Annotated in this window: 13 protein-coding genes; 8 read left to right on the top strand and 5 right to left on the bottom strand. The window is 65.0% G+C overall.

Translation table 11 applies throughout. From position 1 onward, the window contains the following. Positions 1–55 precede the first annotated feature (55 nt). Positions 56–1,438 (top strand): MATE family efflux transporter, encoded by a 1,383-nt coding sequence (locus BM172_RS19860; protein ID WP_026633933.1) that lies wholly within the window; start codon positions 56–58, stop codon positions 1,436–1,438. Positions 1,439–1,491: 53 nt separating this feature from the next. Continuing rightward, positions 1,492–3,354, top strand: coding sequence for a signal peptide peptidase SppA (gene sppA / locus BM172_RS19855; protein WP_026633932.1), 1,863 nt, complete (start codon positions 1,492–1,494; stop codon positions 3,352–3,354). Between the two features lie 91 nt (positions 3,355–3,445). On the opposite strand, the gene BM172_RS19850 is transcribed toward sppA, so the two are convergent. After that, entirely contained in the window at positions 3,446–4,297 is an 852-nt protein-coding gene (locus tag BM172_RS19850; RefSeq protein ID WP_231504136.1) for an ABC transporter ATP-binding protein, read from the bottom strand. Between the two features lie 5 nt (positions 4,298–4,302). Beyond that, positions 4,303–4,518, bottom strand: coding sequence for a hypothetical protein (locus tag BM172_RS19845; RefSeq protein WP_026633930.1), 216 nt, complete (start codon positions 4,516–4,518; stop codon positions 4,303–4,305). Between the two features lie 101 nt (positions 4,519–4,619). Between BM172_RS19845 and BM172_RS19840 the strand changes: the two genes are divergently transcribed. Continuing rightward, positions 4,620–5,402 (top strand): SDR family oxidoreductase, encoded by a 783-nt coding sequence (locus BM172_RS19840; RefSeq protein ID WP_026633929.1) that lies wholly within the window; start codon positions 4,620–4,622, stop codon positions 5,400–5,402. A 131-nt stretch (positions 5,403–5,533) separates the two neighbouring features. Here BM172_RS19840 and BM172_RS19835 read toward each other — a convergent pair whose 3' ends face one another. Both BM172_RS19835 and BM172_RS19830 read right to left on the bottom strand, forming a co-directional pair. Then, positions 5,534–6,163, bottom strand: a complete 630-nt coding sequence (locus tag BM172_RS19835; RefSeq protein WP_026633928.1) for a DUF4124 domain-containing protein — start codon at positions 6,161–6,163, stop codon at positions 5,534–5,536. A gap of 35 nt (positions 6,164–6,198) precedes the next feature. Then, positions 6,199–7,143 carry a DegV family protein gene (locus BM172_RS19830; RefSeq protein WP_026633927.1) on the bottom strand — a complete coding sequence of 315 codons (945 nt, stop codon included), beginning with the start codon at positions 7,141–7,143 and terminating at the stop codon, positions 6,199–6,201. A 414-nt stretch (positions 7,144–7,557) separates the two neighbouring features. On the opposite strand from BM172_RS19830, the gene BM172_RS19825 reads away from it, so the two are divergent. Beyond that, positions 7,558–8,343, top strand: coding sequence for an AMP nucleosidase (locus BM172_RS19825; RefSeq protein ID WP_026633926.1), 786 nt, complete (start codon positions 7,558–7,560; stop codon positions 8,341–8,343). Positions 8,344–8,746: 403 nt separating this feature from the next. Here BM172_RS19825 and BM172_RS22335 read toward each other — a convergent pair whose 3' ends face one another. Beyond that, positions 8,747–8,926, bottom strand: coding sequence for a hypothetical protein (locus BM172_RS22335; RefSeq protein ID WP_143096565.1), 180 nt, complete (start codon positions 8,924–8,926; stop codon positions 8,747–8,749). Between the two features lie 304 nt (positions 8,927–9,230). Between BM172_RS22335 and BM172_RS19820 the strand changes: the two genes are divergently transcribed. From BM172_RS19820 to BM172_RS22330, 4 genes are all read left to right on the top strand, one after another. Further along, the gene (locus tag BM172_RS19820; RefSeq protein WP_026633925.1) at positions 9,231–12,320 is read left to right on the top strand and encodes a TonB-dependent receptor; all 3,090 of its coding nucleotides are present in this window, start codon (positions 9,231–9,233) and stop codon (positions 12,318–12,320) included. An 838-nt stretch (positions 12,321–13,158) separates the two neighbouring features. Further along, positions 13,159–13,437, top strand: a complete 279-nt coding sequence (locus BM172_RS19815) for a hypothetical protein (RefSeq protein WP_026633924.1) — start codon at positions 13,159–13,161, stop codon at positions 13,435–13,437. Positions 13,438–13,613: 176 nt separating this feature from the next. Further along, on the top strand, positions 13,614–18,083 hold the full coding sequence (locus BM172_RS19810) for an RHS repeat-associated core domain-containing protein (protein ID WP_143096564.1): 4,470 nt from the start codon (positions 13,614–13,616) through the stop codon (positions 18,081–18,083). A gap of 9 nt (positions 18,084–18,092) precedes the next feature. After that, entirely contained in the window at positions 18,093–18,560 is a 468-nt protein-coding gene (locus BM172_RS22330; RefSeq protein WP_143096563.1) for a hypothetical protein, read from the top strand. Positions 18,561–18,639: the final 79 nt, after the last annotated feature.

Below are 18,639 nucleotides of genomic sequence, written 5' to 3'. Positions count from 1 at the left end.
GCGCCGGGATGACGGATCGAGAGCCTGTAGAATGCCCGGCCCTGGAGTCCCGCCTATGTTCCTTTCCCCTTCCGATCGCGCCCGCGTGGCGCACGAGATCGGCGCCACGGTTCGCCTCGCGCTGCCCCTCATCGCCGCCCAGCTGGCCGCGGTGGGCACCAACGTGGTCGATGCCGTGCTCGCCGGCCACTACAGCGCGCATGTGCTCGGCGCGGTGGCCGTCGGCGCCAGCATCTGGGCGCTGGCCATCGTCAGCGGCATCGGAATGATGATGGCGGTGCCGCCGTCGGTGTCGCAGCTGGACGGCGCCGGCCGCCGCGCCGAGGTCGGTGCGGTGTTCCGCCAGGCGCTGTGGCTGGCGGCGGGCATGGGCGTGCTGCTGTGGTTCGGCGTGCGCCATGCCGGTCCGCTGATCGACCTGATCGGCGTGGACCCGGGCCTGCGCCGGGACGTCGACGCCTTCCTGCACGCGATCAGCTGGGGCGCGCCGGCGCTGACCTGCTACTTCGCGCTGCGCGGCCTGTCCGAAGGCCTGTCGATGACCCTGCCGTCGATGTTCTTCGCCCTGGCCGGCCTGTGCGTGCTGGCGCCGCTGGGCTATGTGCTGATGTTCGGCAAGCTCGGCCTTGAGCCGCAGGGCGCGCGCGGCGTCGGCATGGCCACGGCGCTGGTGCTGTGGCTGGAGATGCTGGGCTTCGCGCTGTACATCGCGCGCCATCGCAACTACCGCGGCCTGAACCTGGGCCAGCGCTTCGACCTGCCCGACCCGCGCCGCATCCGCGAGCTGCTCTCGATCGGCCTGCCGATGGCGATCACCCTGCTGGCCGAGGGCGGCCTGTTCGTGGCGGTGGCGCTGGCGCTGGGCACCCTGGGCGAGACCGTGGTGGCCAGCCACCAGGTGGCGCTGAACATCGCCTCGGTGTTCTTCATGATCCCGCTGGGCCTGGCCATGGCGATCACCGTGCGCGTGGGCAACGCGGTCGGCCGCGGTGACGCGCAGGGCGTGCGCTATGCCGGCTTCTGCGGCATCGGCCTGGCCCTGCTGACCCAGGTCGTCTCGGCCAGCCTGATGCTCGGCCTGCCGCATTTGATCGCCTCGCTGTACACGCGCGACGCGGCGGTGATCGCGCTGGCCACCCAGCTGATCGTGCTGGCCGGCGTGTTCCAGTTCTCCGACGGCATCCAGGTCGCCTCCAACGGCGCGCTGCGCGGCCTCAAGGACACCCGCGTGCCGATGGCGATGACGCTGTTCGCCTACTGGATGATCGGCATGCCGTTCGGCTGGTGGCTGGCGTTCCGCCAGGGGCTGGGCGCGCGCGGCATGTGGATGGGCCTGGTGGCGGGCCTGAGCGTGGCCGCGCTGCTGCTGTTCACCCGCTTCTGGCGCAATTCGGCGACCGAGCGCTGGCGTCGCCAGACCAGCACTTCTCCCACATGACCTGTAAGGGACGACGGGTTACGCTGCCGCCGTCTTCTCGAGGATAAGTACGAATGACGGAGCGTGGCACCAACGGTTTCTGGGCGTTCCTGCGCGTGTTCGGGCGCGGGATCAACATGGTCAGGCTGGTCATCCTCAACCTGGTCTTCTTCGCCTTCTTCGGCCTGTTCCTGTTGCTCCTGCTGGCTTTCTGGGCCGGCAGCCACATGGAGCTGGGCATCCAGAACGACACCGTGCTGGTGCTCAAGCCGCAGGGCGAGCTGGTCGAGCAGTTCAGCATCGAGCCGCTGGAGCGTGCGGTGCAGAGCCTGTCCGGCAATGCGCCCAAGCAGGTGCAGGTGCGCGATCTGGTCGGCGCGATCGACGCCGCCACCACCGACAACCGCATCAGCCGCATCCTGCTCGAGCCGCAGGACCTGCACGGCGGCGGCTTCGCCTCGCTGCGCGAAGTGGCCGATGCGCTCGACCGCTTCCGCGCGGCCGGCAAGCCGGTGGTGGTGTGGGCAGCCAGCATGGACCAGGGCCAGTACTACCTGGCCGCGCACGCCGACCGCATCCTGCTCGATCCGATGGGCGGCGTGGTGCTGACCGGCCTGGCCAACTACCGCCTGTTCTACAAGGACCTGCTCGACCGCCTGGGCGTGGACGTGCACCTGTTCCGCGTCGGCCAGTTCAAGAGCGCGGCCGAGCCATACATCCTCGACCACGCCTCGCCCGAATCGAAGGAAGCCGACGCCTACTGGATGGGCGGCCTGTGGGACCGCTACATCGACGAGGTGGCCAAGCTGCGCAAGCTCCAGCCGGCCGCGCTGCGCGCCGCCGTCGACGGCCTGCCGGAGGCGATCGCCGGCACCAAGGGCGACCTCGGCCAGCTGGCCTTCAACGAACACCTGGTCGACGGCCTCGCCACGCGCGACGACCTCGAGAACATGATGCGCAAGGAAGGCGTCCCCGCCGGCCGCAAGGGCGAAGGCTTCCGCCAGGTCGACCTGCGCCGCTACGGGGCCGGCCTGTCGGTCGAGAACCTGATGGAGCCGGGCGTGGCGGTGGTGGTGGCCGAAGGCGAGATCGTCGGCGGCAAACAGCCGCAGGGCACCGTCGGCGGCGAATCCACCGCGGCGCTGATCCGCGCCGCGCGCGAGGACCGCCGCACCAAGGCGCTGGTGCTGCGCGTGAACTCGCCGGGCGGCGAGGTGTATGCGGCCGAGCAGATCCGCCGCGAAGTCGCGCTGACCAAGGACGCCGGCATCCCGGTGGTGGTCTCGATGGGCAACGTGGCCGCCAGCGGCGGCTACTGGATCTCGATGAATGCCGATCGCATCTTCGCCGAGCCGAACACCATCACCGGCTCGATCGGCATCTTCGGCATGTACTTCACCGTGCCGGGCACGCTGGACAAGCTCGGCGTGAAGACCGATGGCGTCGGTACCGGCCCGCTGGCCGGCGCGTTCAGCATCACCCGTCCGCTGGACCCGAAGGTCGGCACGCTGATCCAGGCGATCATCGACAAGGGCTACCGCGATTTCGTCGGCGGCGTGGCCAAGGCGCGCGGCAAGGAATACGACGCCATCGACACCATCGCCCAGGGCCGCGTGTGGACCGGCCAGCAGGCGCAGGAGCGCGGCCTGGTCGACCAGCTCGGCGGCCTGCGCGAAGCCATCGCCGACGCCGCGCAGCGCGCCAAGCTGGGCAAGACCCCGGCGGTGCACTACGTCGAGGCGCCGGTAAGCGCGATCACGCAGATGATGATCAACGCCAGCGACAGCTCGGCCAGCATCGCCCTGCGTGCCTACGGCGTGCAGCTGCCGTCGTGGGTGGCCCAGCTGCCGGCGATGGCGCCGGAACTGAAGCTGCTGAAGAACGCGCAGTCGGGCAAGCCGAACGTGTACGCCTACTGCTTCTGCGAACCGCGTTGAGCGGGGAATAGGGAATCGGGAATAGGGAATAGGAAAAGCAGGCTTCGCTAGCGCGCGATGTTCGCTCTTCCTATTCCCGACTCTCTATTCCCTATTCCCTCACAGAGGCACTGAAGTAATCCCCTTCGCGCCCCACCCGCACGCGCATGCCGAACGCCTCGCTCAGCGCGTCATCGGTGAGCACGCCGGCCTTGTCGCCGTGGCGCAGCGCCTTGCCCTCGCGCAGCAGCAGCACGCGGCCGATCTCCGGCACGATTTCCTCGATGTGGTGGGTCACCAGCAACAGCGTGGTGCCGCCGCGCGCCAGCGTGCGCAGGCTTTCCAGGAAATGGCGGCGGGTGGCCAGGTCCAGGCCGGCGCTGGGTTCGTCCAGCAGCAGCGCGCGCGGACGGTGCACCAAGGCACGGGCGATCAGCACGCGGCGCGCCTCGCCGGTGGAAAGCGTGGCCAGCTCGCGGCCGCGCAGGTGCGCGATGCCCATCTGCGCCAGCGCCTCCTGTGCGCGCTCGCGCATCGCCGGCGTCGGGCGATGGTCGGGGCCCAGGCCGCGCGCGGCGAAGAAGCCGGAGACCACCGCGTCGAATACTTCCAGCGGCGTGTCGGTGGTGTAGTCCAGCTGCAATGCGGGCGAGACGATGCCGAGCAGGCTGCGCAGCTCGGCCACGTGCCAGCGCTCGCGGCCGAACACGCGCACGCTGGGGCGGCCGTCCTGGCGCGCCAGCGGATAGAGCTGGCGGGTGATCAGCTTCACCAGGGTCGACTTGCCCGAGCCGTTGGCACCGAGGATCGCAGTGTGTTCCCCGGCGCCGACGCGCAGGCTCAGCGCTTCCAGGATCAGGCGCTCGCCGCGCAGCACGCTGGCCTGGTCCAGTTCCAGCACCGGGGCGTCGAGTACGGGCAGGCCGTGCGGAGGAAATCCGACGGCGACGGATTCGCGCTGCACGTCGCTCACTGCTCCGCCGCGTCGATCTGCTTGCGCTGCTCGTCGGCCTGCTTGTCGACCACTTTCTGCACGTCCTTGGCCTTCTGTTCCTGCTTCTTCAGGTCGTCGAAGGGCGTGGCGACGCGCGGCGCGGGCGCGGCTTCGGCTTTCGGGGTCGGCGGCTTGCCTGAGCAGGCGGCGAGGGCGAGCAGGCTGAGCGGGAGGATGAGCCAGCGTTTCATGGTGGATGCTCCGGAGGGACCTGCCCGGAGTGTCCTGCGCGATGGGCGAGGCGGCAACCTCGGGCTGGCCCGGGCGTGACGCAGGTTCTAAGCTCGCCGGCATGAACAACCGCATCGACGCCTGGCAGCTGCAAGGCCATACCGCATTGATCACGGGCGCCAGCAAGGGCATCGGCTACGCCGTCGCGCGTGAGCTGGCCGGGCTCGGCGCCAACCTGCTGCTGGTGGCGCGCGACGACGATCACCTGGAGCAGGTGCGGGTCGAGCTGGCCGACGACTTCGACCACATCGAGGTGCTGGCCTTCGCCGCCGACCTGAGCATGCAGGAGGACCGGCTGGCGGTGTTCGACTGGATCGCCGACCTCGGCGCGCCGCTGTCCCTGCTGGTCAACAACGCCGGCGGCAATACGCCGGCGGCGGTGCTGGAATACAGCGAGCGCGACTACCGCGCGATCTTCGAACTGAACCTGTTTTCCGCTTTCGAGATGTGCCGCCTGGCGCATCCGCAGCTGGTGCAGCACGCCAACGCGGCGATCGTGAACGTAGGTTCCGTCTCCGGCATCACCCATGTGCGCACCGGCGCGGCCTACGGCATGAGCAAGGCCGCGCTGCACCAGCTGACGCGCAACCTCGCGGCGGAATGGGCCACCGACGGCATCCGCGTCAATGCGGTGGCGCCGTGGTACATCCGCACGCAGCGTTCGGAGCCGGCGCTGGCGGACGACGAATACCTCGACGAAGTGCTCGACCACACCCCGCTGCGCCGCATCGGCGAGCCGGAGGAAGTGGCCGCGGCGATCGCCTTCCTGTGCCTGCCGGCGGCCAGCTACATCACCGGGCAGGTGCTGGCGGTGGATGGCGGGTTTCTCAATTACGGGTTCTGAAGGCCGGGCCGCGTGGCCGGCGCACCGTACCGGCGTAGGTTGGGGTGAGCCGCAGGCGAACCCCAACAGAGGCATGGACGGAGCGCCTGTTGGGGTTCGCCTGCGGCTCACCCCAACCTACGGTGAGTGATTCAGCGGCAATTCGTCAGCTGCCCGCGCAGCTCCTCGTCCCGCCGCTCCAGCGGCGGCCGGTCGCTCTTGAAAGCGCGGCGCAGCTTGCGCGCGTTGTCGTCGTAGTCGTCCTGCAGCGCGTGGCAGGTTTCGGCGAAGGTCAGCGGGCGGCACTGGTCCTGCACCCAGACGTAGTTGTTCGATACCAGCCCGGAAGTGACCTTGCCGCGGTTGAGCTCCGGCGCCGATACACCGCCGGCCCCGCCGCGCGCCAGCGGCACCTGGGTCATGCCGACCATGCCGAACGGCGCCAGATAGGGCTGCGGATTGCCGTTGCGGCTGATGTAGAACTTGCCGTCGGTGGCGTTGGTGCAGGCATACAGTCCGGGCAGGGGCGCCGAGGGTTCCGGCGGCGGTGCGGGCGGCGGCGAGGGCGGGCTGGGATCGCGCTCGTCGCTGGCGGGGCGCGGCGGCGGCGGCGCGGCCGGCGCGGGATCGGCCAGCTCGACGATGTCCTGCCGCTGCGAGCGGGCGCAGGGCCGGTCCTGGAAGGTCACCCGTCCATCGGCGCCGGTGCATTTGTACACGGTGGCGGCGCCGGCGGCCGGGGCGGCCAGCGTCAGCAACAGCAGCAGGAAGAAGGAGCGCATCGGCAGGATTCTATGCGCGCGGATGCGGGGCCGACTCAGAACTCCGCCTCATGTTCCTCGGCGGCGAAGCCCAGGGTGATCGCGCCCTCGCCGACATTGACCATGCCGGTGATGCTCATCGGCGCCTCCATCAGCTCCACGCCGTGCTCCGCGCAGGCGGCGCGCAGGCCGGCGTAGCCGGGCAGGCGCTGCAGTTCGGCCAGGTCGCCGCCGTAGCTGACGCACATCACCGGCACCAGCAGCCCCGCGCGCACGCGCTGCACCGCGTAGCCGAACAGCGTCTCCGCGCCGTGCTCGAAGCCGCGCACCTTGCCCACCGGCCCGGTCTCGCCGCGGAAACAGCGCAGCAGCGGCTTGATGTCCAGCGCCGAGCCCAGCACCGCGCTGAACAGGCCCACGCTGCGGTCGCCCTTCTTCTTGGCGCGGGCGCGCAGGTAGTACAGGTCGCGCGGCAGCATGTAGCCGTAGGAATGGTTGGCGATATAGGTGACGCGCTCGCGGATCGCCGGTGGCGTCTCGCCGGCCTTGACCAGGCGGGCGGCCTCGACGATGGCCGGCGCGGTGCCGGCGAACAGGTTGCGGGTGTCGATCACGCGCATCAGGAACTGGCCGGAGAGGCCGCCCTTCTCGCGCGCCTCGCGGTAGTGCTTGAGCACCGCGAAGCTGGCCTTGTTGACGTGGTCGTTGATCGGGCTGCGCGTGGCGGTAACGGTGAGGCAGAACACGCAGTCCTGCTCCAGCACCAGCTTCTCCAGGAACAGCTTCTGCACTTCCTCGACGGAGCAGGGCTCGGTCTCGGCCGAATGGCCGCGGTCGCCCAGCTTGCGGTCGATGAAGCGGCGGACCTCTTCCGTGCCGCGGTCGTCCAGGAAGGTCTCGCTGTCGACCCGTACGGTGATCGGCATCACCGTGACGCGGTTTGCCTCCAGGAAACCCTGCGGAATATCGCAGGACGCATCGATGGCCAGGCCCATGCGCATCTCGTCACCCCCCAAGAGCCTGTTTATGACCTTCCCGTAGCCCGCGCCGATCCCGGCCCTTCGGGTTGCCGTTGAATGGCCACCAGGCGGTAGCGCGCGGCTTGCCCTGGCAGCCAGCCAGGCCTGCGCCACGCACTACCACCTGGCGGCCATTCAACAACAACGCGGGCCACGGGAAGGTCATAAACAGGCTCTCGGCTGGACTGCGGCGGCAACATACCATGGCCCGCCGCGCCACTGACGACCCCATCACAGAATCGACAGGCCGGCGTCAGTCATGCGGCAGTGCGCCATACAGCTGACCGGCAGGCGCTTGCCGCTAGAATGGTTGGAATCATTCGGCCATTCGCCGGCGTGGCGTCGCCGGTAACGCGGCGCGGGAGGCTCCCGCGCGCATCGACCTCGAAGGGTCCCATGAAAGACAAACAGGAAATCGTCTCCAACTGGCTGCCGCGCTACACCGGCACGTCGCTGGAGCAGTTCGGCGACTACGTGCTGCTCACCAATTTCGGCCACTACGTGGACCTGTTCGCGCAGTGGCATGGCGTGGAAGTGCAGGGACGCGACCGTCCCATGCCCAACGCCACCGCCGACGGCATCACCCTGATCAACTTCGGCATGGGCAGCCCCAATGCCGCCACCGTGATGGACCTGCTCAGCGCGATCTCGCCCAAGGCGGCGCTGTTCCTGGGCAAGTGCGGCGGCCTGAAGAAGAAGAACGCGATCGGCGACCTGGTGCTGCCGATCGCCGCGATCCGTGGCGAAGGCACCTCCAACGACTACCTGCCGCCGGAAGTACCGGCACTGCCGGCGTTCCAGCTGCAGCGTGGCGTGTCCACCATGATCCGCGACCTCGGCTACGACTACTGGACCGGCACGGTGTACACCACCAACCGCCGCGTGTGGGAGCACGACGAGCACTTCAAGGACTACCTGCGCCGCACGCGTTGCATGGCGGTGGACATGGAGACCGCGACCATCTTCGCCGCGGGCTTCCACAACGAGATCCCCTGCGGCGCGCTGCTGCTGGTGTCGGACCAGCCGATGATCCCGGAAGGGGTGAAGACCGAAGCCAGCGACCGCAGCGTGACGGCGCAGTTCGTGGAGCGCCACATCCGCATCGGCATCGAGGCGCTGAAGCTGGTGCGCCGCAACGGGCGCAGCGTGAAGCATCTGCGCTTTGAGGAAAATGTCGAGTGAGTGCGGCCAGCCTTTGACTCTCTCAGTGAAAGTCGCGAGCGCACACATCTCCCTCTCCCCTCCGGGGAGAGGGGGCGCGCATGAAAAAAGAAGGGCCGCAGCGCGGCCCTAGTGGGGAGATCCAACATTATCGGCATGCGGCATCGTCCTGATGCCCGCATGCGCTTTGTGATGAGTCCATGCCGTCGTGGCTCCGCCGCACCATGGGCGGCGGAGCTCGGGCGAAGCGTGTCTTGTTGCGTTGAATGCCGTTCCGAATGCGTGCGAAACGGTGGAGTGGTGGCCGGCTGGGTGATAAATGGCGGCGATCAAATGCCGGACTTGTATTTTTATGCAATGGCAGTGCCGCACTGTCAAGCGCGATTAATTGACGCAAGTTAATGCCTGGCGGCTGGCCGCGTATTTATTGGCGCATGGCGAAATATATTCTGTAAACAAAGGTTGCGTTTTGTTTTGTTGATGCAGTCGCCATGGATAATCGGAGCGCAAATATACCGGTGCGACCCGCGCCATTTGCGTGTTTTGCCGGGGCTGGCGGGGCATCGCTTTTATTTGCCGCAATGGCCTCGATCTTGCGCTTCATTCGCAAGCCCGTGGCGCGCTTTCGCAGGAACAAAGTTAATGCGACGCGGCGTAATTTCCCGGCGTTAAGCGCGCAATAAATCATTGTTGACTCGCCGTTATTCGCCCGATTAGGGTGGCGCCGGATCGCGTTGCCAGAGTTCGGTTTCGGCGTTATTGCAAAAGCGCCGCTGCGATCGTTGGACGCAAAGGACTCAAGACATCCGGTGTTGATCGAAGCGCCATGGCCGACGGTTATGGCGAGTGGGGCGTTTTTCTCTGAATTAACTCATTGGCTGTTTTTTCTCTGCTCGGGGGAGTATCGAATGACCCATCCATCCCATCGGCCGCTCCACGGCCATGTATCCATTCGCCGCACCGCGCTGGCGCTCGCCATCGCGGCGGGCTGTGCCCTCGCGGGGCAGGTCTACGCGCAGGCTTCCACCGGCGCGATCTTCGGCACCGCCCCGGCAGCGCCGGGCGAGACGGTGCTGATCCAGAGCGACAGCGGCGTTACCCGCGAGGTGCCGGTCGACGCCAGCGGCCGCTATTCGGCCGCCAGCCTGCCGCTGGGCAGCTACAAGGTCAGCCTCAAGAAGGACGGCGCCGTGGTCGAGTCCCGCGAGAACGTGGGCCTGACCGTCGGCGCCGGCACCCAGGTGGTGTTCGCCGGCGCCTCCGCGGCGAATGCGACCAACCTCGGCAGCGTCACCGTGGTGGGCAATGCCCTGCCGGCGATCGACGTGAGCCAGGTCGACTCGCGCACGGTGATCAACAGCGAACAGCTGGCCAAGCTGCCGATCGCGCGCAGCGCGGAATCGGTGGCGATCCTGGCGCCGGGCGTCAACACCGGCAGCAGCTACTTCACCAGCCCGACCGGCCAGGTGCTGGTCTCGTTCGGCGGTTCGTCGGTGGCGGAGAACGCGTATTACATCAACGGTTTCAACACCAGCGATCCGCTGCATAACTTCGGCGGCCTGACCCTGCCCTATGGCGCGATCGACCAGGAGCAGGTCATGACCGGCGGCTACGGCGCCGCTTATGGCCGTTCCGACGGCGGCGTGATCAACCAGGTCGGCAAGCGCGGCACCAACGAATGGCACTTCGGTGCGCAGGTGGTGTGGCAGCCGAAGTTCGCCGAGTCCGATCCGGACAATGCGATGTACCCGACCGGCCCGGCCTTCCTGTCCGGCCCCAATGGCCGGCAGGGGCAGATGTTCTGGACGCGGCAGGACAACAAATCCTGGGAGCATGTCGAGGACGCCTATTTCGGCGGCCCGCTGATCAAGGACAAGCTGTACATCTTCGGCGCGGTGGAAGCCGATCACATCGACAGCGGCGTCAACGTCTCCGACCGCATCACCAACACCGAGCAGACCTATTCGTACTCGCGGCCGAAGTGGTACGGCAAGATCGACTGGAACATCACCGACAGCAACATCCTCGAGCTGACCGGCGCCTCCAACAAGAGCACGTACTCCGGCAACACCTACGCCTACGCGTACACCCCTGACAGCGCGAAGGGCACGCGCGGCGACTACCTCGGGCCGGCGACCTACACCAAGGACGGCGCCGACATGTGGGTGGCCAAGTACACCGGCTACATCACCGACAGCCTCACAGTGGAAGCGCTGTACGGCAAGATGACGCAGACCGACTACAGCAATGCCGAAGGCGGCGACGCGGCGTACATCACCAACTCCAGCTTCCAGAATCCCGCGTTGCTGCCGGCCGGTTCCAGCGGCATCAACGGCACGCAGATCAACCAGACCGTCGACGATCCGCGCTCGCACGACAAGACCTCGAACCTGCGCCTGGACGTCAACTACAAGATCGGCAGCCACTCGATCACCGCGGGCATCGACAACCTCAGCGTCAACGCGATCGACATCGGCACCACGCCCTCGGGCCCGGGCTATTACTGGGTCTATGGCCAGGGCGACCCGAACACGCCGATCAGTACCCTGCCGGGCGAAGGAGTGGGCGCACCGGGCGGAGCCGGCTACTATGTGGCGCAGACGATCTACTCCAACTCGGCCAGCGCACGCGTCAAGCAGCATGCGCAGTTCATCGAGGACGCCTGGCAGATCAACGACCGCATCCTGCTGAACATCGGCATTCGCAACGACCAGTTCACCAACTACAACCCCGACGGCGTGCCCTACCTGCGCCTGACCCGGCCGCAGTGGGCGCCGCGCCTGGGCGCCAGCTGGGATGTGTTCGGCGATTCCAGCCTGAAGATCTACGGCAACGCCGGCCGCTACTACCTCGACGAGCCCGCCAACGTGGCGATCCGCGGCGCGGCAGGAAGCACCTTCACCTCGCAGTACTTCACCTACAGCGGCATCGATCCGGTCACCGGCGCGCCGACCGGCCTGGTGCAGATTCCGCAGGACCGCTATCCGGGCGTGTCGGCCAACAACGAGTTCGGCATTCCGCCCGACCCGAAGACGGTGACCAGCCGCAACGCCAAGGCCGAATACCAGGACGAGTACATCGCCGGCTTCGACAAGACGCTCGATGCGTTCGGCCAGAAGTGGGTGTACGGCGCGAAGGGCACCTACCGCGTGCTGCGCAACGACCTGGACGACGTCTGCGACGACAACACCATCCAGGCCTACGCCGTGCAGCAGGGGCTGGACCCGGTGGCGGCGCTGGGCTCGACCGGCTGCTACATCATGAATCCCGGTAAGAGCGCGCAGATCAACGTCTCCAACGGCGCCGGCGGCTACAGCATCCTCAACATCCCCTGGTCGGCCTGGGGCATGCCGGACCTGAAGCGCAAGTACGTGGCGTTGAACACCTACCTGGAGCATCCGTTCGACGGCAAGTGGTACGGCCGCATCGACTATGTGTGGTCGCACAACTTCGGCAATACCGAAGGCTCGGTGCGTTCGGATATCGGCCAGACCGACGTCTCGCAGACCGAGGACTGGGACAACGCCGGCGTGATGACCAACTCCAACGGCTCGCTGGCCAACGATCGCCGGCACCAGCTGAAAATGGTCGGCTACTACCAGGTGACGCCGGAGTGGATGATCGGCGGCAACGTGCAGATCCTGTCGGGCACGCCGAAGACCTGCCTGAGCTACTTCGGTCCGGATCAGACCGATCCGTTCGGCTACGGCGTGGCTTATCACTTCTGCGGACCGGACGGCACGCCGGCGCCTTACGGCTCCACCGGCCGCACGCCGTGGCAGGAGATCGTGAGCTTGAACGGCGAGTACCGCCCGGAATGGGCCGGCAAGAAGCTGGCGTTTGACGTGATGGTCTACAACATCTTCGACAAGCAGGTGGTCACGCAGTATCGCCAGGGTTCGGTGTCCGGTCCCGGCACGCCGAGCGTGAACTGGCAGACGCCGTTGTCGTATACGACGCCGCGGTATGTGCGGTTCTCGGTGAGTTACGACTTCTGACGCGAGCGTAGAAAGCTGGCCGTTGTTGATGAAGAAGCCCTCGCCTATGGCGGGGGCTTTTTCTTGAGCGCCTCTCCCTTGCCGTCATCCCGGCGCAGGCCGGGATCCAGTGAGGAGGACGACGGATTTTCGCGATAGAACTTATGTGGATTCTGGCGAAAATCGAGCGATGTCGTTACTGGATCCCGGCCTACGCCGGGATGACGGCTGATTTCGCGAGGTAGGTTGGGGTGAGCCGAAGGCGAACCCCAACATCGGTGCATCTGATGTGCATCGCGGCGTTGGGCTTCGCCTTCGGCTCACCCCAACCTACGCCCGACAAACTTTTTCGGGCAATTACTACAGACAACCGCCGGTTGCCTTTGCTAGCGTGGTTCTCGTTATCCGCGGTGTGTTTCTGCGCCTTGCGGACAACCATGGCAGCAATGCTATGAAAGCGCGGGCCGCAGGAGTTCAGACCTCCTACGACCCGCTGACCATCACCAACTTAGGAGAGTTGATCATGGCTAAGCCAGATCATACGGGACTTCCGCGCTCGCCGATCCCCTCGGCGACACACCCACCGACCATCCGGGCCGTCCGACGATTACGCGGACACGGTTGAAGAACCTCGGACTAAGAGTTTTCTCCGCCAGTTTTCCGAGCCGTCCTACCCGGCACGTAGCTCTGCGCGACCACGAAAACTACTGACTCCGTATCCACTTCCTCAATCAAGCCGCCCGGCGCTCACCCTTTGAGCTTCCGGTGAACCCTCGAATCCGTGTGATCGCGGCATGCCGTGCTGTCTGCGGCATGCCGTTTACGGAGCGAGGCTGCGGCGCTTAGCAAGGAGTTGCTCATGAACAACGTCTTCGGCGAACCCTGGATCATCCGCCACACCAGTTATTTCTCCGACCCCGCTGCGGGCCCGGACGAACTCCTAAACGACGCCACCGAGTGGCTGCACTACGCCTACAACTCGCTAAAGTTGCTCGCCGAGCTGGTGGACGAGCGCGGCAGCATCGATGCCCATCGCCTGCCGATCATGCTCGACGGCATTGCCGCCTTCGTCGAGATGGGCACGCGTTGCGCGACGCAGGCGCACCTGCGCATGCAATGGCAACAACAACCGGCATGAACAACCGGCGTAGGTTGGGGTGAGCCGCAGGCGAACCCCAACGTTGCCGTGCGTATCGATGTGCCGACGTTGGGGTTCGCTGCGCTCACCCCAACCTACGCACTGCCTCTCACCCTTGGAGCGCCGGACGGTGTTCACCTCAAACCTCGCCCCTGTCTCCACGTCTGAGATCGGGATTGCGTAAACTCATCGCTGCAGGCAATGACCAGATGTTTGCTATAAGTCACGCCGATGATGCTCGTGAAGTCTCGACCTTCCGGGCATGGAGCAACAACAGGGGAAGCAAGATGGATTTGGTTCGGCGTATTGCGCTGGTATTTGTATGCCTGGCGCTGGGGTTTAGCTCGGTTGGTGCTAAGGCACAAACCTATTACGGGGCGCCATATTACCCGGCGTTTTCGCAGTACAAGGGGCCGTTCAATACGGTTGCCGAGGCGGCTCAAGCCTGGTTTGCCTACTACAACGTGCACTACGGGCTCCATCCGCCGGACTGCAACATGTTCTGGACGCCCTATAGCGAGCCGGGGTCGGCTACCGCGGGGTTGGTGTGGCTGACCAGTCCCAATCATTCCTGTGGCGGTGGCGCCAACGGTATTAACGCGACGGCCTACCTCTACAACCCCGGTAAAAGCATCGGGCACCCCGGCTGCCTCTGCGCCGGCGATCCGATCCAGTTGGCGAGCGGCAACGAGTTCCATCAGGACGTCGACTTCAAGCAGGGCTGGCTGACGTTCGAGCGCTACTACAACAGCGATGCCAGCACGGCATCGACGGCGATGGGCAGCAAGTGGCGACACAGCTTCGATCGATCCTTGTGGCTGCAGAACTCGAACACCACGCCGACCTCCGGTCCCTTGCCGCCTACCCGGGCGGTGCTTTATCGCCCCGATGGCGCGCAGCTGGTGTTCACCAAGGCCAATGGGCAGTGGTCGACGGACACGGATGTGGCCGACCAGCTGAGCGAAGTCCTGGACGGCCAAGGGGCGGTGACGGGCTATACGGTGTTCATCGCGTCGTCCCGGCAGTTCGAGAACTACGATGCGTCCGGCCAGCTGCAGTCGATCACCGATCAGGCGGGGGTCGGCGTCACGCTGACGTACAGCACCTCATTGACCGACCCGACCATCGCGCCCACGTCCGGCTTGCTGTTGACGGTGACGGATGCCAACGGCCGCCAGCTCCAGCTGGCCTACGACAGTGCTGGCAAGCTGCGGCAGGTCACCCAGCCGGATAGCGGCGTGCTGACCTATGCGCATGAGGCGAGCACCGGCAACCTGCTCTCGGTGACCTATCCCGATGCGTCGTTGCTGCAATACGCCTACACCGTGGTGCAGCTGAATACGGGCAACACCAACCCCAGCGCGCTGTCCGGGATCATCGACGAAACCGGCACCACCTACGCCAGCATTCTCTACAACAACTACGGCGCGGCCATCCAATCGAGCCTGGCCGGTGGCGTCGAACTGACCCAGATCAGCTTCGATACGACGGGCTCGACCACCGTGACCTACGCCCTCGGCCTGACTTCTCAAGTCAACTTCTCCAGTCTGCAAGGGCTGATGAAGGTGACCTCGGTGAATCAGGCCTGCGCTCCGGCCTGCTTGCAACCGTTCAAGGCACGGACCTACGACACCAACGGTTATCCGGCGTCGACCACGGACTTCAACGGCAACGTCACGGCGACCACCTATGACGCTACGGGCCTGGTCAACCAGCAGGTTGAGGCCTCGGGTACGGCCAGCCAGCGCACCACCACCACGTCCTGGAACACCACGCTGCGCCTGCCGCTGCTGCGCACGGTCAGCGACGCGAACGCCAATGTGGTGGCTCGCAGTGGTTGGGTCTATAACAGCGCCGGCCAGGTGCTGGCCCGCTGCGAGATCGATGTCTCGGTGGCTGGCAGCTACATCTGCACCGCGACGGGCACTGTTCCCGCCGGCGTGCGCCGCTGGACCTATACCTACTGCACGGCCGTCGACAGCATCCAGTGCCCGATCAAGGGGCTGTTGCTGAGTGCCACCGGTCCGCGCACCGACCTGAGCCAGACGACCACCTACAGCTACTACCTCACCAGCAGCGCGGTGGGCTGTGGCACGCCGGGAGCCGCCTGCTATCAGGCTGGCGATCTTCACACCGTGACCGACGCCCTCGGCCGTAGCACAACCATCGTCTCTTACGACGGCGCAGGCCGCGTCACTCGCAGCACGGACGCCAACGGCGTCACCACGGATCTCACCTACACGCCACGTGGGTGGCTGGCCTCGCGTACCGTAGGCGGGGCCACGACGAGCTTCACCTATACGCCCTACGGCGCGATCGCCTCGGTCACCGATCCCGACCAGGTCACTACCAGTTATACCTACGACGGGGCCCATCGGCTGACCCGCATCACCGATGCGCTGGGCAACTACGTGCAGTACACGCTGGACGCCGCGAACAACAAGACGGCCGAACAGGTGTACGACAGCAGCGGTACGGTGCGTAAGAGCCTGTCGCACACCTTCAATGCCCTGAGCCAGCTCACCGCGACGGTCGACGGCCTGAACAAGACGGTGTTCTCGGCCGCCTTCAGCGACGGCTACGACGCCAACGGCCACCTGGTGCACAGTGCCGATGCACTGGGTGTCCAGCGCAAGCAGGGTTACGATGCGCTCAATCGCCTGGTCAGCACCATCGAGAACTACAACGGCACCGATACCGCCACACAGAACACCCAGAGCGTGTTCGCCTACGGTCCGCGGGACGAACTGCAGGGCGTGAGCGACCCGGACGGTCTCAACACGACCTACGACTACGATGGCCTGCGCAACGCTACGGCGGTGCACAGCCCCGACACCGGCACGTCCAGCTACGTCTACGACGCGGCGGGCAATCGCATCCAGGCCACCGATGCAAGGAACATCGTCAGCCACAGCACTTACGACGCCCTCGATCGCCTTACTGCGACGACGTATCCGACCAGCACTGAAAACATCAGCTACCGCTACGACGAAGCCGACAGCGTCACCGGCTGCGTGGGATCCGCCCCGATCGGCCACCTGACCCGCGTGCTGGAGACCGCCGTCACCACGGTCTATTGCTACGACATGCGCGGCAACGTGGCGCAGAAGCGCCAGACCCAGGGCACGAACGTCGATACGGTCGGCTACACCTACACCGCGGCCGATCGCTTGGCGAGCACGCTGACACCCGACGGCACGGCCATCCAGTACGGCCGTGACGGCGCAGGACGCATCAACGCCATCACCGTGCTGCCGCCAGGCACCAGCGGGGCAGGCGCTGGCAACGTCGTCACCAACGTCACCTATCTGCCGTTCGGCCCCATCCTCAGCTACACGCTGGGCAACGGCCAGACCATCACGCGCACCTACGATGCCAACTACGCTGTGATGGACGTCGTCAGCCCGGCGCTGAACCTGCACTTCGCCCGCGACGCGATGGGCAATATCACGGCGCTAGGTAATGCGTCGGGAGCCAATCCGGCGATCGAAACCTATAGCTATGACCCGCTGTATCGCCTCACCGGCCTCAAGGATGCCCAAGGCCAAGCCATTGAGGCTTACGCGTACAACAAGACGGGTGACCGCCTCAGCAAGGTGAGCAATGGCCTGGCGACTGGCACCTATGGCTATCAGGCGGGTACGCACTGGCTGACGAGTATCGGCAGCAGTGCGCGGACCTACGACGCCAATGGCAATACGACGGGTAGCTCAACCGGTGGCGACACCTTTGGTTACGGCTATAACGACCGCAATCGCATGGCGGTGGTGCAGCGGAACGGGCAGATCGTCGCCAACTACACTTACAACGCGATGGGGCAGCGCGTAACCAAGGCGGCGGCGGCTAATCAGCGCTTCGCCTACGACGAAGGCAGTCAGCTCATCGGCGAGTACGGAGCGACAAGCCGTAGCTATGTTTGGTTAGACAACTTGCCTGTCGCGGTAGTGGATACAACCGACACCGCCAGCATCGTGAGCTATGTGCATTCAGATGGGCTAAATACGCCACGTGTGGTCACAGATGGTACGGGAGCCACCATTTGGCAGTGGGGCTATCAGGCAAATCCGTTTGGTGAGAAGACTCCATCAACGGCTGGTATGGCTTTAAACCTAAGGCACCCCGGCCAGTACTACGATGCAGAAAGTGGGGGGTACCACAACCAGCAGCGCGACTACGATCCAGCGACCGGTCGGTATAGGCAAAGCGACCCGATCGGACAGCAAGGTGGCCGGAATACCTATGCTTATGTAGCGGGTAATCCATTGCGCTATACCGATCCAACTGGCACTCAAGCAACGATGCCTTGGGTAGAACCCTGGATAGGAGGAAGAATTGGGGCTCCAATTGATGTGACACCATGGATGGAATCGCGAGCGCGAGGTCAAACCGACCCTATTCAAGACGTGCTGCCAACGGATCCGGGGCGTGATTGCAATGGAAACTGTAAGCCCTGTCCTCCTGGCTGGTCGTGGGCAGCCCCTGGCGACGAGCATGGATCTACGAGTGATTGGCATTGGCACTGGATTGAATACAATCAAAATCCAAAGACATGCGTTTGCTACCCATTCCGCAGAAGTTCTCCGAGCCAGCCGCCGAACGTGCCCGTGCACCCTTTGTCGCCCCTACAAACATTCCCCATGACATAGGTAAATTCCATGCAGAACGTGACGGAACTGATGTCCGACTATCGAAACGCGCTGGTTACTCTGTGGAACTTTTTTTTTAGGAAGCATTATGTATCACTTATGAGTTGCGGCCCCTTGGATGACTACGAATCCATCGAAAGAAAGCTTTTTGCCGGACTGGTGCTGAAGCCAGCGCTGGGCTCTGATGGCGCGGTCGCTCGTCTTGGTGCTGAGGCCAAAGCTGTCTTGGTGAACCCTAACAGCGACAACGTGGAAGTCATGCTTGGCGATTTGGTTGATGGCTATTATAAATGGTCATTACCGATCAGCATTCGTACTGATGCATACTCCTTCGGTTATATCGAATTGTTTGAATTCGATAGATATGGGCAAATCACATTGCCGTATGTCAAATGTCAAATCATTAGCTCTGGCAAGAGTGTGGAGTCTGCAAGCTTCGCGTTGCTTAAATATGAGGATTGTCAATTCTTTCTTTAGGCAGGTCTATGTCTATACGGATGAAAATAAGTCTAAAGGGAGAGATGTCTTTAACTGTATCGGGCGACTATTGAGGCAT

Origin of the sequence: Dyella marensis, from assembly GCF_900112865.1 — a bacterium.
Taxonomy (GTDB): Bacteria; Pseudomonadota; Gammaproteobacteria; order Xanthomonadales; family Rhodanobacteraceae; genus Dyella_D; species Dyella_D marensis_A.
Note: the sequence above shows the minus strand (reverse complement) of the source record. Positions and strands in the feature narration are given on the sequence as shown.

Bases quoted from the DNA above. Each gene is read 5' to 3' on its own strand.
- BM172_RS19860 (WP_026633933.1), top strand. From the start codon at position 56: ATGTTCCTTTCCCCTTCCGATCGCGCCCGCGTGGCGCACGAGATCGGC.
- sppA (WP_026633932.1), top strand. From the start codon at position 1,492: ATGACGGAGCGTGGCACCAACGGTTTCTGGGCGTTCCTGCGCGTGTTC.
- BM172_RS19845 (WP_026633930.1), bottom strand. From the start codon at position 4,518: ATGAAACGCTGGCTCATCCTCCCGCTCAGCCTGCTCGCCCTCGCCGCC.
- BM172_RS19840 (WP_026633929.1), top strand. From the start codon at position 4,620: ATGAACAACCGCATCGACGCCTGGCAGCTGCAAGGCCATACCGCATTG.
- BM172_RS19835 (WP_026633928.1), bottom strand. From the start codon at position 6,163: ATGCGCTCCTTCTTCCTGCTGCTGTTGCTGACGCTGGCCGCCCCGGCC.
- BM172_RS19830 (WP_026633927.1), bottom strand. From the start codon at position 7,143: ATGCGCATGGGCCTGGCCATCGATGCGTCCTGCGATATTCCGCAGGGT.
- BM172_RS19825 (WP_026633926.1), top strand. From the start codon at position 7,558: ATGAAAGACAAACAGGAAATCGTCTCCAACTGGCTGCCGCGCTACACC.
- BM172_RS22335 (WP_143096565.1), bottom strand. From the start codon at position 8,926: ATGAAGCGCAAGATCGAGGCCATTGCGGCAAATAAAAGCGATGCCCCG.
- BM172_RS19820 (WP_026633925.1), top strand. From the start codon at position 9,231: ATGACCCATCCATCCCATCGGCCGCTCCACGGCCATGTATCCATTCGC.
- BM172_RS19815 (WP_026633924.1), top strand. From the start codon at position 13,159: ATGAACAACGTCTTCGGCGAACCCTGGATCATCCGCCACACCAGTTAT.
- BM172_RS22330 (WP_143096563.1), top strand. From the start codon at position 18,093: ATGCAGAACGTGACGGAACTGATGTCCGACTATCGAAACGCGCTGGTT.